Source organism: Oceanobacillus arenosus, from assembly GCF_003369575.1.
GTDB lineage: Bacteria > Bacillota > Bacilli > Bacillales > Amphibacillaceae > Oceanobacillus > Oceanobacillus arenosus.
Genome location: NZ_PIOC01000003.1, coordinates 140,240 through 154,453, shown reverse-complemented (window position 1 = coordinate 154,453; position 14,214 = coordinate 140,240). Strand labels below are relative to the sequence as shown.

General features: G+C 37.1%; 12 protein-coding genes, 1 pseudogene and 1 riboswitch. Of the genes and pseudogenes, 7 read left to right on the top strand and 6 right to left on the bottom strand.

All coding sequences use genetic code 11. The annotated features are described in order from the left end of the window. Positions 1-29: 29 nt before the first annotated feature. Positions 30-236, top strand: a complete 207-nt coding sequence (locus CWR48_RS20695; RefSeq protein WP_245976696.1) for a hypothetical protein — start codon at positions 30-32, stop codon at positions 234-236. 46 nt (positions 237-282) lie between these two features. On the opposite strand, the gene CWR48_RS03120 is transcribed toward CWR48_RS20695, so the two are convergent. After that, positions 283-1,206: a 5'-methylthioadenosine/S-adenosylhomocysteine nucleosidase gene (locus CWR48_RS03120; protein WP_425453864.1), complete on the bottom strand. Its 924-nt coding sequence runs from the start codon at positions 1,204-1,206 to the stop codon at positions 283-285. 163 nt (positions 1,207-1,369) lie between these two features. Further along, a riboswitch (purine riboswitch) is annotated at positions 1,370-1,474 on the bottom strand. A 286-nt stretch (positions 1,475-1,760) separates the two neighbouring features. Between CWR48_RS03120 and CWR48_RS03115 the strand changes: the two genes are divergently transcribed. Continuing rightward, positions 1,761-2,549: a uracil-DNA glycosylase family protein gene (locus CWR48_RS03115; protein ID WP_115771577.1), complete on the top strand. Its 789-nt coding sequence runs from the start codon at positions 1,761-1,763 to the stop codon at positions 2,547-2,549. Positions 2,550-2,914: 365 nt separating this feature from the next. Continuing rightward, positions 2,915-3,289, top strand: a pseudogene (locus CWR48_RS03110) (LacI family DNA-binding transcriptional regulator); the annotation flags it as partial. A 171-nt stretch (positions 3,290-3,460) separates the two neighbouring features. Here CWR48_RS03110 and CWR48_RS03105 read toward each other — a convergent pair. Continuing rightward, the gene (locus CWR48_RS03105; protein WP_115771575.1) at positions 3,461-3,787 is read right to left on the bottom strand and encodes an OsmC family protein; all 327 of its coding nucleotides are present in this window, start codon (positions 3,785-3,787) and stop codon (positions 3,461-3,463) included. A gap of 299 nt (positions 3,788-4,086) precedes the next feature. Here CWR48_RS03105 and CWR48_RS03100 point away from each other — a divergent pair, with 299 nt between their 5' ends. Continuing rightward, a complete protein-coding gene (locus CWR48_RS03100; protein WP_115771574.1) occupies positions 4,087-5,391 on the top strand; it encodes a S8 family serine peptidase in 1,305 nt (434 codons plus the stop codon). Positions 5,392-5,766: 375 nt separating this feature from the next. Here the strand turns inward: CWR48_RS03100 and CWR48_RS03095 are convergent, their stop codons facing one another. From CWR48_RS03095 to CWR48_RS03080, 4 genes are all read right to left on the bottom strand, one after another. After that, entirely contained in the window at positions 5,767-6,033 is a 267-nt protein-coding gene (locus tag CWR48_RS03095) for a helix-turn-helix domain-containing protein (RefSeq protein ID WP_115771573.1), read from the bottom strand. Then, positions 6,030-6,203 carry a YvrJ family protein gene (locus CWR48_RS03090; RefSeq protein WP_115771572.1) on the bottom strand — a complete coding sequence of 58 codons (174 nt, stop codon included), beginning with the start codon at positions 6,201-6,203 and terminating at the stop codon, positions 6,030-6,032. Before CWR48_RS03090 ends, CWR48_RS03095 begins: the two co-directional genes overlap by 4 nt. A 4-nt stretch (positions 6,204-6,207) precedes the next feature. Continuing rightward, the gene (locus CWR48_RS03085) at positions 6,208-6,834 is read right to left on the bottom strand and encodes a sigma-70 family RNA polymerase sigma factor (protein ID WP_170140678.1); all 627 of its coding nucleotides are present in this window, start codon (positions 6,832-6,834) and stop codon (positions 6,208-6,210) included. A gap of 739 nt (positions 6,835-7,573) precedes the next feature. Beyond that, positions 7,574-8,140, bottom strand: coding sequence for an RNA polymerase sigma factor (locus CWR48_RS03080; RefSeq protein WP_115771570.1), 567 nt, complete (start codon positions 8,138-8,140; stop codon positions 7,574-7,576). A gap of 1,257 nt (positions 8,141-9,397) precedes the next feature. On the opposite strand from CWR48_RS03080, the gene CWR48_RS03075 reads away from it, so the two are divergent. From CWR48_RS03075 to CWR48_RS03065, 3 genes are all read left to right on the top strand, one after another. After that, positions 9,398-11,560: a glycoside hydrolase family 3 protein gene (locus tag CWR48_RS03075; protein WP_115771569.1), complete on the top strand. Its 2,163-nt coding sequence runs from the start codon at positions 9,398-9,400 to the stop codon at positions 11,558-11,560. Positions 11,561-12,221: 661 nt separating this feature from the next. Beyond that, positions 12,222-13,226 (top strand): thiamine pyrophosphate-dependent dehydrogenase E1 component subunit alpha, encoded by a 1,005-nt coding sequence (locus CWR48_RS03070; protein WP_245976695.1) that lies wholly within the window; start codon positions 12,222-12,224, stop codon positions 13,224-13,226. Position 13,227: 1 nt separating this feature from the next. Further along, a complete protein-coding gene (locus CWR48_RS03065; RefSeq protein WP_115771568.1) occupies positions 13,228-14,211 on the top strand; it encodes an alpha-ketoacid dehydrogenase subunit beta in 984 nt (327 codons plus the stop codon). Positions 14,212-14,214: the final 3 nt, after the last annotated feature.

The window sequence follows — 14,214 nt, the reverse complement described above, 5'->3', positions numbered from 1 at the left end:
AGAGGAGTTCTCCACGTGGGAGGACTCGTGTGGATGAGGTTGTTCCGGAGTGGTTCAGGGAGCAGAAGCATGAACAGTTGTCTTCAGTAAATCGGGCGGAGGATAGGAAAGAATTTTTGGATTTGGAGGAGATGAAGCGGGAGCTGGGTGAGTTGATGGCGGGAATATATTCTTACCAATATAAAACCCCCAGGTTAGACTTTTTTTTACTGTCCAACTTTAGGGGGTCAGTTTAACAACTAGAAATAGAATTTGTTCGTTTTTTTCGCAGTATTATTTCAATTATTTTTCGTTCGGTAAAGTAGATATGTATTGCTTAACTACTTCATATACATATTCTTGATTGGCTGCTGCTGTATTTGGATTGTATTCCCCGCCATTAACTTTGTTATTGGATAGTACTCTTATACCGAGGAATGGTACATCATAGGCTTCAGCGATTTGTGCTACTGCCGCGCCTTCCATTTCTTCAACAGATGTACCAAAGTTAGTATGGAACCAATTGATACGGTCTAATTCATTATTCCAAAAATCGGCAGAACCAATTGTTCCTTCGACAATTTTACCTTTTGTATAGGTGTCTTTAACTGCATTGGCAGCAGCTAGCAGGTCCTTGTCACCTTCGTAGTAACGGGCTTTCTCAGCATTTGGATCTTCCCCAGCACTTCCTTCTGAAGCCATTAAGTCCATCGGTATCCATTCTGTTGGAGCAATTCCTTCATTTTTTTCTCTTTGACCTGTTTTTAATGCACCAATATTAATTGTTCTCTCACCTAATACGATATCAAATACATTTAAATCAGGGTCATGACCACCAGATGTACCTTGATTGATGATCGCAATTGGATTGTATTTTTCTATAGCTATTGCTGTAGCAGCTGCAGCGTTTTCCATTCCCTTTCCGGTTTTAGTAACAATAACCGGATAATCCTCTAAAGTTCCAATGTAAAATACAAAATTGCCGGATGTTTCTTCTTTCACATTTTCTAATCTTCCTGCAAATTCCTCAGCCTCTATTGGCATTGGTCCTTGAACAATTATAGGTCGTTGTGAAATTTCCTCTGCTGTTGTCGGTTTATCTCCTGATGTACTTTCAGACTTAGCAGCAGAACCGCATCCTGCCATCACGAATAATAATAGTCCAATAATGAATACAGTAAAAGGTACTTTTTTTCGATTCTTTCTTTTTAAAACCGCTTCTTTCATTCTGTTTTCCTCCCAGGTGTTTCATACACTCATTTTTCTCATAATAAAAAGGTCAAGAATATGTAGAATGTTTTCTACCTTCCAGACCTACAAAGTCAAAGCATGCGAATAAAGCAGATGCTAAATTATCATTAGGTGAGAATTGCTTTCATTGAAAAACAACCATCCTAATACTTCAACCCGTAGTCTGGTTCTTTTTATTGGGAACCAGGTAGAGACGCTCAGACCATATTACCGAGAATATACGAGTAATGCTATTTTATTAATTAATACTTTGATAATATAACAAAGAAATAATAGATAATCAATAGAAAATGAACATTAATTCGATTTATGGTTATAATTGTTCGTGTTTATGGACAAAAAGTATGATTTATTCTAAAAAAACTATTGAATTAGTTTAAAAATCATACTTTATTGGGATGAAGGCTGCTGCGTATTTACAATAGGGATGTTTGGGATAGTTAGGCTGGATACCACTTAAGCCCTTGTGCGTTATGGTATGATTAGTCTTATAGAAAAATCAATAATTCTGTAACGGAGGATATATATAAATGAGTATTGCAGGCTATTCAAAATTCAATATGTATAAAGAGCAAATTTTTTCGCTGTCAACTCCATTGGAGGATGATGTATTGTTAAGCGAGGCATTTTTACTGGAGAAAGATGAGAAAAAACCGCTGGAAATATATTACGCACCTTTTGAATATGTTAATGAACAAGCGAAAGTAGTGATTGTTGGCATTACCCCCGGACTTTTTCAAATGAAACAATCCTATTCAACTGTCATTAATGCTAAAGATCAATTAACAGATAATGAAGAAATCCTAAGGGAAGTAAAAAATAATTCAAGTTTCCAAGGTCCAATGAGAAAAAATCTTATTATGATGTTGGATGAATTACAATTACATAAACATTTAGGCCTTTTATCAACAAATGAGCTTTTTTCTACAGCGAGCAACTTGGTGCAAACCACATCATTACTCCCTTATCCGGTTTTCTATAGAGGGAAGAATTACAGTGGTTCGACTCCAAATATGTTAAAAACAGAACTGCTCAAAAAATATGTTATTAATTACTTTGCAGCAGAGCTAAAATCAATGGATAATCCGTTAATAATTCCGCTGGGGGTTAATGTATCCAAAGTATTAAATTACCTTGCTGAGAGTAATTATATTGAATCCAATTCAATTCTTAATGGTTTTCCTCATCCATCAGGAGGCAATGGCCATCGACATAAACAATTTAGTGAAAACAAGGATTCTATGATTGAGCAATTGGAAGCTTATTTTAAGAAGAGTAAGAGTAGAAATCTTGAATTTGGTTCCCTGCCTCGCATTTGAGAGGGACGAGGGGACAGGCACCGCGTTCCCTATAATTCCATGTCTTAAACAAACATTTGGTCTATTTTTAAGAAGCGCCAAGCATGTGCACATTTAGGTTAGCAAATAATTTACAGTCATGCATTTCATCAAGTAGTCTAAATAAAGGACAAGATGTAATTCCATTAATAAACTACCACCTGTTATAGCAGATGGTAGTTTAATGTTAATGCCTCAGTTGTAGACTTCTACTATATTGAGCTAAGCAGGGAAAACAAATGTGGAAATTACCTATCCCCATCAACTTTTAACATTCGATAAAATCCAAGGAGCGACACCTTTTGCAATAAAAGAGTTATTCACCAAATAAATCCCACAATCGAATTTTGTCGGCAAAGATTCGAGATGTTGCAAAAAAGGCTGGAGTTTCAGCTGCGACGGTATCTCGAGTATTGAATAATAGCGGATATGCGCATGAGGATACAAGAAAAAAAGTATTGCATGCGATGCAGAAATTAAATTATAAACCGAATGAAATAGCAAGATCGCTTTACAAGAAAAAGTCTAAATTAATTGGTTTAATACTTCCTGACATAACGAACCCATTTTTCCCACAATTGTCTAGGGGAGTAGAGGACTATCTCCGAGAAAAAGGTTACAGTTTATTAATTGGGAATACAGATGAGTATCTGGAACAGGAAATAGATTACATTGAGACGTTTGTACAACATAATGTCGTCGGTATTGTTGCTTCGATTAATGGGGCTCATAGTGAGATGCTTTCCGAACGAGTTCAAATTCTTTAATTAGAATTTGAACTCGTTCGGATTTTTTTCTTTTTATAAGTTTTCTAATCATGAAATAATTCGTCTATAGAGCTAAGCGTATTAGTGGTAGAGGACTGAACTTTTTTAGAACTATCTATTCAAATTCTATATATCAGGATTTTCAACTACTACCTTTGAAGAGACTAAATTAAACTGATTTGCGATTGTATCCCCAACAGGGCAATGAGCTTCAATAAATTCCTTGTATTTTTGGACCTTCTCTTCAGAGGCATCTGTTTCTATATGGAACTTTCTAATATCAGAGAAACTTGGCCGTACATCTGATTTGCCAAGGAATCCATCCAAATCAATATCACCCTCTAATTCAACCCAAAAGTTTTGAATATTAATCTCAAATTTTTTAGCATAAGTTCTAGTACCGATAGACTGGCATGCACCTAAAGAAGAAAGTAGTAGCTCTACTGGATTCATCCCATTTTCTGTACCACCTAATTCTCTTGTTCATCTATAATAACCTTGTGTCCTCTAGCTTCTACTTCCACTAATACACTTTCTTTTAAAAGCGTTGTCGCACTAACTGTGGTAATAGGCGTTTAAAATTTCTTCCATTCTCATTTAGTTTTTTTATAAATTTAATCCCTTCCCAGTATAGAGAAGGGTTCACAAAAAACTTTGGTTCACCCTTGAAATAGTTATATTGTTGGATTGTTTAATTATTTTTAATTGATAGTCTATTGAGTGAGATAGATTATTATAAAAGGAGGAGTAAAATGAGTAATCGAAAAAAAGTATGGTTTGAAGCTACTGAAGGTAAACTAGACCCTGGCTTAGTGGAACAATTACGGAATTCTAGAAAAGTAAACCCGAGTGTATCTAGCAACACTGAAATCCCCATTATCGTTTATTTGAAAAAGACTTGTGACCAAGACAAAAAAGACGATCTCCTAAAAGCATGTAATTTTGACTCCCATAACAAACTTAGTAAAGAACTACACAGTATAAATGGTGTGAAGGGCCATTTAACACCTGATACAATCAAACAGATTAAAGACCATGAAGCAGTAGATCGGATTTTTTACGACCGGATAGTAACTTCCTTTCTAGATATTGCCTCTGAGCAAATAGGGGCTGTCAAAGTGCGAGAGCAGCTTAATTTAACTGGAAAAGGCGTTACGATTGCAGTAATCGATACAGGTATCCATCTACATGAAGACTTAACAACTCCAACAAATAGAATTATAGCTTTTCATGATTTTATAAATGGGAAAACTGAACCGTATGATGATAATGGGCACGGAACACATTGTGCTGGTGATGCAGCTGGAAATGGAAATCTCTCCAATGGAAAGTATACTGGTCCAGCACTAGAAGCTTCTATCATTGGATTAAAGGTTTTAGATGAACAAGGCAGTGGTAGACTATCAACGATTATTGAAGGTCTGGAATGGTGTATGGATCATAAAGAAGAGCATAATATACGGATAATCTCCCTTTCGCTCGGAGCCCCTGCCTATGAATCTTTCAGGGATGATCCATTGTCATTAGCTGCACAAAAGGCGTGGCATCAGGGAATTGTTGTATGTACTGCTGCTGGGAATAGTGGTCCTGCTGCAGCAACGATTAGTACCCCGGCAATTAATCCTTTTATCATAACGGTTGGATCGGCTGATGATCTGAACACGTTAGATCGTACAGATGATCTTATAGCAGATTATTCGAGTAGAGGTCCTACAATTGATTCGTTGATAAAGCCGGATATTTATGCACCAGGTACAAATATTATCTCCTTGTTAGCTCCAGGGTCGGCAATTGAATCACAATTACCAGAGATGATTATCGATGACAATTATATCCAATTGTCCGGTACTTCTATGGCAACGCCAATTTGTGCCGGAATCATTGCTCTTATGCTGGAAGCCAATCCTAATCTCAGTCCAAATGATATAAAGAGCATCCTACAAACGAGTTCCCATCCAACACTTGATGATATATGGGGATATCTTGAAGCAGTAAGTGCCGTGGAGATGGCAAAAAATTATCAGCTGCAAATGCCAACCGAAGCAGTGGAAAGCTAAGTTCAAGAAAAGGGAGAACAAAAGGTTCTCCCTTTTCTTATGGTGATTTTTTTAGTTGGAGTGATTTTCCCAAGATTTTTATTGACGGGATGAAATTTGTAGAAGGTGATAAGTGAGTGCTTGTACAACATTAAGATACAAATACAGCAAGTAAAATAAAGAGAGGCATTAGGTGGCTTTCTCCCCCCACTTGAAGAAGTGGAGGGAGTCGAAGGTGATTTAAACTCGTTTTCTCTAGTAATATGTAGCCGTTTCCTAAAGTAAGGAAACAGCTGTACTGCATAGTCAAAAATGAATAAATTAATTTTTATTAAAAGAATAGTAGTATATTCCTTTTCTTAAAAGAAAGTAAAATTTATACGGTTTTTTAGGATGTTACTTTGATTCAGTATACTCCAAGGAGTTTTGTTCTTTTAGTTTATCTGTGAATTCCCAAAAACCATAAGTGTTACTGTAGTCATATTTTCTTACTATCTCTATTACTTTGATTTTAAGTTCCTGATATAAGTCGTCTTGTTCTTGAGGGGAAGTTTGCTTTAAAGAGGCTCTAATTTTAGGCTCAAATAAATTAAGAACAGTTTCCAATGATTCGATATCATGATGTTTTTGAACCTTTTTCATTAATTCAATGAGTCGAGTCATGAAATATCCCTCCTTAATTCATTAATAGTATCCGATAACTTCTTTGAAAGTTTTTCTAAACGTTCCATTCTAAATTCATAACGGATTAATAAAATTAAAGTTACTACTACCGGGAATCCGACATTTTCCATTAATTGAATAACATCAGAAAGAACAGAAATCTCATTCATATTTTCACTCCTCGGTTAATAGTTGTTTTTTGAGGTTACTTAACGCTTTTTTTCTTGTTTTTGAAATGGTTTGTTGGGAGACACCTTCTTTAGTAGCTATTTCTGTATCTGTCATATTAAAAAGATACGATGCTTCTAAAATATACTTCTGTCTTGGTGTGAGGGAACGAATAGCATGATAAAGAACAGGATTTTCAATTTTACTTTCCAAATGTTGATCATTTTCTAATGCTTCCTCATCAACAGATGTAGCATTAACATCTGCAATACGATCCACTTTCGATGTGGTGTTTGCCGCATCAATTTGAACTGGTTGGTCTAAAATTAGTGATTGCCACTTTCTATACAAGTTAAATTTCTGATCATAACGAATGGCATGCCTCCCCAAATCATTAGATAATTGACTAATTAATCTTATCTCAGCAAGATGGTCCTTGAATGCCTTATCCAAGGCCTTATTCGTGTCTGATGTTGAGTAACGGATGGACTGATCCAAAAGATAACAATTTTTCTTCTTCAGTAAAAATGATCGGATTAGTTTGTTTTGAAAAATCAACTGATTTTCATCAACAAACTTTTTGGCCCACTCGTATTCACATTGTTGAGCATCAGGGCTTGTATTTTTTTTCACCAAATTTTCCCTCCTTTCTATTTAATAAAGGCAAAATTAATAGCGATGATACAACCTTAAGGAACATTATTATCATATATTATAATTGGTATTTCTGAATATATCAATATATTCCAAATATTGAATATCTTGTCGACTTAGTAGTTATTCGGGACATTTAATGATCCTTTTAAGTGAAGTTAGGAAAATGTAACTAAGCTAAACATACTGGATAACAAAGGTATATACGGAGGGAATATGAAAAAGAGATAAAAACAGCTTATTTACTGGACAAGTAAGTAGAAGTAACTGCGCCTATGGTGCCTGAAAATTTTACAATCCATTAGATAGAAAAGGCAGTCCTTAGCAATGGATGTATCTACTCGTAGAAAATCATAAGTAGCTTAGTTCTAGATAATAAAATTAAGATGGATAAGGAAAATCGGTTTATATTGCAACTTTCTTGAAATTATAAATCTACGGTTCTATCGTTACTTCTATCAATGATTGAAATTAAATAATTAAGAAAACCTAGCCATTCTTATGTAAAGAATAACTAGGCTGTTATATTTTGTTGTGCAGAATACCTTCCTATTTATAGGGATGTTCAAGTAAAATAGATCATTTTAGGAAGAAATCAAGTTGAGTAAATTAACGCAACAAGAACTAGAATTACACTTATAGAAATCGACCGATACTTTACGGGGAGTAATCAATTCCATATCTTAACCAAAAGAAAATCATTTTCTCTACCCAGACTCTACAGATACTCTCCCTCCACTAATATCTTCTCAAACTCCACATTCCGCAGCCTCCTTTTTGCCTCCTTGGCCCAGCTTTTTACTGCTTCGATCGAAACACCTTCCTGCGCTGCAATATCTTTTAATGACATATCCTCAATAATATAGTACTGCACCCATTTCCATTGCTTTTCAGTGAGTAGTTCCTTTACACGGAGCCATAACTCCAGATCACTGGGGATATGCTCGGTAGTATTTATCCCAGGTGAAACGGGAGTACTTGCCTTATGATACACTTCCGCTTCAAATGCGGTGTCCTCTTCTTTTGGCGCCAGTACCTCCATTTCTTGTCTTCTACTATCTTTGCGAACAATATCAATTAAGTGGTGGCGAATCGTAAAGTTGAAGAATGTTGAAAGTGGACCTTTGTCTGGCTGATATTTCTCATACGCATTCCACATTGCAATCATTCCTTCCTGATAAAATTCCTGATGCGGATCCCGGATCTTTAATTTGTGAAGGTAGTAATGAATTCTGCGTTCATTCTGCTCAAAAATCTCTTCAAATGTAAACGTGTTTTTTTCCATGAACATGTCACTCCTCATAAATAAACTTCTTTATACCTACAATCGAAGCAAATTGTAAAAAGGGGGTGTGGAAAACTGAAATAAAAATAAAAATCGACAGTAAATATGTTAAATCGCAAATCATTATAAATTCAATATAGAACATTCGTTCCTGTATGTAAAGGACAATTTGAGAATGTATTATTATGATGTGTAAAAAGAGCACGGACGATCGCTTATCATTCTACTGTTGAGGAAATTTTGAGTAGTGGCCCTGCCCTCTAGGAAACCGAAATCCAATTCAACTGAAAACACCACCTTTTACCCTCTTATTTCGATTGTAGCTATGAAAGGATCTTTAGTATATAGGTGGAAAAATATTGGCGGGAAAGAATGGCGGTTGAATTCGTTTTGTCATTTACGGATTATTTGTAAGATTGGTTTCTCATTGGCAGTTAGAAAAGTGCAGAAAAGGTGGAGGGGTTGCGATGAAAGCAATTAATCGATTACATGATTTTGGGTGAATACTTATTTTGGCTCACTTGGATGATGCATCATCCGGCCGGCAGACAGAATTCGCCAAATTGTGGTAGATTATCAAAGCGGCGCAGTTGGATATAGGTGCATTGTTGGTAATGTGTGGGTTCATAAGCGATAGCATGGAAGTAAGAGGGCGAGCACCTGATTAGAAAATTAATGTACACGAAAGTTTGCAGGCATCCATTAGGTTGGAGAGAACGATAAACTTATAAAGTCATATGCAGCGCTGGTTTCTCTACCAGACCGGACCAATCGGCGGACCAAAATCCGGACCATCTCTGGACCAATTCGTAGACTAATGACTGGACCAATTGTGGAACATACTTAAACAGAAACGAAAGTAAAACAAAAGAGAAGAAGAGGACGGGCACAGTGTGATTTTTTTTTTGAAGACTAGGCTCAAGTAAAGTGGATTCCAATGTCAGCACACAAAGTTTAAGTTAAAAGGAGGGTGCACTTCAGATGCCTATCCCTCTGTCCCCTTCTTCCGTATATCCATTCATATAACCAATTACCTACTTCAGTGCGACTGTTATTATAAAAATAGATACTATTCTCTATTTTTATAATTATTGGAAAATTATATTGTGATCGATTTCTTTTGTGATATACTTGTACTATATTCTTAGTTTGTTCAGTGAACAAATTAGGAAAAATGGCATTGGAGGTGGATGCTGTAATTGGTTGTTCATTTTGTAAGCGCTTAAAATAAATCAGTTTGAGGAGGTAAAGATTAAGATGAAGAAAAAACGTATGAGAAAAGTATTGTTTTTATTATTAGTATTCATTTTAGCCATTCCATTTGCACTGCAGCCAGTATTTGCTGCAGACAAGAAAGTAAAGAATCCGCCAGCAGTAGAATCTAGAATACATGATATTTTAGAAATCAATGGGAATAAATATAGAGATTTAAATGGTAATGGAGAATTAGATTCATATGAAGACTGGAGATTACCTGTCGAAGAACGTGTGGATGACTTAATTTCTAAAATGACTTTGGAGGAAAAGGCTGGATTAATGTTTATTTCCTCTCATTATAGTGCTGATAGAGCAAGCTGTACGGAATACAATGAACAGTACGATAAATTATGTGAATCGGACGTATGGTCAAAGACGAATAATTGGGCACAACCCGGTGATCCAAACTATGAATTTGATGAACCTGTTCTTGATGCGTCTGGTACTTCGGAAGGAATATTAGATCGTAATTTGCGTCACTTTATCTTACGCGAAAATCCACCAGCTGATGAACTTGCAGGTTGGTTAAATCAAATTCAGGAAGTTGCAGAAAGTTCAAGATTAGGGATTCCAGCTGTAATAACTTCGAATCCACGTAATCATATAAATGATAATTTAGCTTTCGGATTCTCGGAGTCTTCGGGAGTATTCTCCGCCTGGCCAGGAGAATTGGGTCTTGCGGCATCCCGTGATACGAAAATGGTAAAAGAATTTGCAGAAAATGCAGCAAAGGAATGGAGAGCTACAGGTATTCATAAGGGTTATATGTATATGGCTGATGTGATCACAGACCCACTTTGGGGAAGAACAAGTGGAACATTTGGTGAACATCCAGACCTAGCGGCAGATATGATATATGCCGTTGTAAAAGGGTACCAAGGTGATAATCTTAGTAAAAATAGTGTTTCTCTAACTACGAAGCATTTCCCTGGTGGTGGTGCTCGAGATGATGGAAAGGACCCACATTATTTAAATGGTAACTTCAATCCATATCCAACAGAGGGAAGTCTTGAAAAATATCATATTCCGCCATTTCTGGCAGCTATAGAAGCTGGAACTGCGTCTATTATGCCTTATTATGCATATCCGAGTAATGAGTTTAGTGTTGATCAAGGATTACCATGGTATAGTGAAACAGAACAATTTGAAGAAGTTGGATTTGCATACAATCGAGCGCTTATTACTGACTATTTGCGTGGAGAGTTAGGATTTAAAGGATATATCAATACAGACACCGGTATTACGACGTCCATGCCTTGGGGTGTAGAGGATTTAACTAGGGAAGAAAGAATTGCATATGGCATTAATGCGGGAGTAGACATTTTCTCAGGTGAAGCAGATCCAACTTACCTAATCAATGCAGTAAATAATGGATTAGTAGAAGAGGCAAGTGTGAATGTATCTATCAATCGTCTATTAACAGAAATGATGCAACTTGGTTTATTTGAAGATCCTTATGTAGATCCTAAGAAAGCAAGTAAAGTAGTAAACGATAAAAAGACACAGAAGAAAGTAGACCAAGCTCATCGTCAATCTGTTGTTCTATTACGAAACGATGATAATCTATTACCTTTGGAAAATAAAGAAATCAAAGATGTGAAGCTTTATGTAGAGGTTTTCGCAGCAAATAATTCTGAAAACATTACAAACGGACTTAAAAAGACTATAAGAGAATACGATAAGTCGATTAAAATTACAGATAATATTGATGAAGCAACACATGCTTTTGTATGGGTGAGACCTAGTACATCGACTGCTTCTCCAAAAATTAAAGTAGGACCAGAAACAGGAATTCATGATATTGACCGAATCAATGCAATTCAAGATGCGGTTCCAACAATTCTTGCAATAAACATGACAAGCCCATGGCTTATTGAAGATATTGAGCCAAATGCAGCAGCTGTATTAAGCACCTTTAATGTAAAACCAGAGGCTGTTGTGGATGTTATCCGTGGTAAATATAATCCAACAGGTAAAATGCCATTTACAATTCCAGCAAATATGGAAGCTGTTGAAAACGAAGCAGGGGATGTTCCTGGTTACGATGAAGATCCATCCTATGTTTATGTAAATAAACATGGCGATGCTTACGGTTATGATTTCGGCCTTTCATATGAGAAGGGCAAAGGAAAACCTGGAAAACCAAAACAAGCAGCGAATTAAAGGTACGGGGGCTGTCCCCTGTACTTTTTTTATTTGCGGTTGCACTTCTATCCCTGATTTCAGCCGTTTCACTGGTAGAAGGAGCGTCATCTGAAATGGACTGTGTAAGTGCTAATGAGGTGGAGCAGAATTATTTGTAAGATATGCTCCATAAGGACGTGCGGACAGGTTGGTGGATTAATGATTACTTATTAGAAGGAAATTGAAGACAAAGCAACAAAAAAGGCGATGATAAAAGTTGTCAAGAATCTAATTAGACTTGATGTGTCATTAGAAAAAGTTCAGGAGGCCACCAATCTACCAGAGGAAACAATAAAAAGATTACAAATAGAAATCGGTAAATAAGATGAAGCATGGGTGCGGTTCTCATGCTTTTTTACGTTCGGTGTTAGGTATATTAAATCCTGGTGCCAGGACCAGCACTACGCAACATCATTGTTTATATGCCTAAAGTGACATAGGACATGGTGCCTGTCCCTGTGGTCCTTCCTCATACGAAATAATCTAATAAGAAGTAGGCATATATTCTACTAATCTACCATATTCTTATTATTGAGGGCGACATTGAATAAAGAATGATACCAGGTTTTGGACAACTTCATATTCTATTCTATACGTCTCGTATGACGAAAAAAATTCAGTAAAAGGGAGTGGAAGGAAATTGACATTATCTCTAGAGGAAAAAAGGAATTTGCTTGAGGGTATGTTAATGATTCGTCGTTTTGATGAACGGGCGGCTACACTTGTTGATGAAGGGGAAGTAACGGGGGAAGTCCATCAATATATTGGTCAAGAAGCTGTTGCTGTAGGAATATCTTCAGTCATTAGAAAAGATGATGCAATCACGAGTAATCATCGTGGTCACGGTCATGTACTGGCTAAGGGTGGGGATGTTAATCTCATGATGGCTGAATTAGGTGGGCGAACAACGGGCTATTGTAAAGGCAAAGGTGGATCCATGCATATCACATCTCTTGATCTTGGAATTTATGGAACGAATGGCATGGTTGGGCAAGGTGTTCCGATTGCTTTAGGAGCTGCATTTGCAAATAACTTTAAAGGAAATGACAATGTAACGATTACTTACTTTGGTGAAGGTGCTTCAAATGAAGGTGCAGTACATGAATCGATGAACATGGCTGCCATTTGGAAGCTTCCACTCATTTTTGTTTGTGAAAATAACCAATACGCTGTGAGCTTTAATGCTAAAGATAGTACAAGTGTCGAAAATATTGCTGAACGGGGAAAAGGCTATGGAATACCTAGCATCGTTGTAGATGGAATGGATGTTTTTGCTGTAAGGGAAGCAGCAAAGGAAGCGGTTCAGCGCGCACGAAATGGTGAGGGACCAACATTAATTGAATGTAAGACATATCGATACTTCGGTCACTTTGCAGGAGAACCTCATGTACTGAAAAAACCATATCGTACGGATGAAGAAATCGAAAGCCATCGCCAAAATGATCCGATTGAAAGGTTGAAAAGGCATTTGGTTGAAGAAGGTGTAGATGAAGTTGAATTTGCTGAAATGGAAGCAAAAGTCCATGAAATTATTGAAGATGGGGTTGTGTTTATGAAAGAGTCACCACGTCCAACATTAGAAGCAGCTCTTGAGGATGCTTATGCAGTTGAACACAAAACGATGCCAGTGAAAGGATGGGCTTAACATGGCTAAAATCAGATACATCCAAGCTGTCGAGGCTGCAATGAGGGAAGAAATGGACAGAGATCCAAATGTCTTTGTGATGGGATTAGATGTTGAGGCTGGAATGAGTGGGACAACTGTTGGTATGGTTAAAGATTATGGTAAAAAACGTGTTATTGATACTCCTTTATCAGAGCTTGGTTATACTGGTCTTGGTGTAGGAGCAGCAATGGCCGGATTAAGACCAATCATCGAGAATGATATTAACTCATTGCAATATTTGACGATGGAGCAACTTGTTAATCAGGCTGGAAAATTGAGATATATGACAGGTGGACAAGTCAATATACCGCTAACGGTTCGAATCGTGGCATCAGGCGGTGGTGGAGGGATGGCTGCTCAGCACTCCGATAGCACGTATGCCCAACTTATTCACATGGGTATGAAGGTTGTCGTTCCAGCAACTCCATATGATGCGAAAGGGTTAATTAAACAAGCCATTCGTGAAGATGACCCAGTGGTTATTTATGAACCAGGTGCTTGTTATGGAGTACGTGGCGAGGTACCGGATGAAGAATACACAATCCCTCTTGGTGAGGCAGATATTAAACATGAAGGTACAGATGTTACCGTCGTTGCGGTTGGTCACCTTGTAAACGAGGCGGTTAAAGTCGCTAAAAACCTTGAAAAAGAAGGAATATCTGTGGAAGTAGTTGATCCACGTACACTATTCCCACTTGATACGGATACCATTTTGAAATCAGTTGAAAAAACAGGTCATCTTGTTGTTGTCGATGATGGGTACCGGTTTTGCAGCTTTGCTTCCGAAGTTGCAGCCATTGTGGCAGACGAAGCATTTGAATCATTAAAAGCACCAATTAAACGCGTTACACGTCCGCAAGTTCCAGTTCCTTACAGTAAAGTAATTGAAATGTCTGTTTTACCAGGTAAGGATCAAATTCAGAGCACGATTTTAAGCCTTATTAAACAAAAACAGAATGGGTGATGG

Excerpts from the sequence above, each read along its gene's own strand:
- CWR48_RS03105 (WP_115771575.1), bottom strand. The coding sequence starts at position 3,787 with ATGAATCCAGTAGAGCTACTACTTTCTTCTTTAGGTGCATGCCAGTCT.
- CWR48_RS03100 (WP_115771574.1), top strand. The coding sequence starts at position 4,087 with ATGAGTAATCGAAAAAAAGTATGGTTTGAAGCTACTGAAGGTAAACTA.
- CWR48_RS03080 (WP_115771570.1), bottom strand. The coding sequence starts at position 8,140 with ATGGAAAAAAACACGTTTACATTTGAAGAGATTTTTGAGCAGAATGAA.
- CWR48_RS03075 (WP_115771569.1), top strand. The coding sequence starts at position 9,398 with ATGAAGAAAAAACGTATGAGAAAAGTATTGTTTTTATTATTAGTATTC.
- CWR48_RS03090 (WP_115771572.1), bottom strand. The coding sequence starts at position 6,203 with ATGAATGAGATTTCTGTTCTTTCTGATGTTATTCAATTAATGGAAAAT.
- CWR48_RS03115 (WP_115771577.1), top strand. The coding sequence starts at position 1,761 with ATGAGTATTGCAGGCTATTCAAAATTCAATATGTATAAAGAGCAAATT.
- CWR48_RS03065 (WP_115771568.1), top strand. The coding sequence starts at position 13,228 with ATGGCTAAAATCAGATACATCCAAGCTGTCGAGGCTGCAATGAGGGAA.
- CWR48_RS03095 (WP_115771573.1), bottom strand. The coding sequence starts at position 6,033 with ATGACTCGACTCATTGAATTAATGAAAAAGGTTCAAAAACATCATGAT.
- CWR48_RS03120 (WP_425453864.1), bottom strand. The coding sequence starts at position 1,206 with ATGAAAGAAGCGGTTTTAAAAAGAAAGAATCGAAAAAAAGTACCTTTT.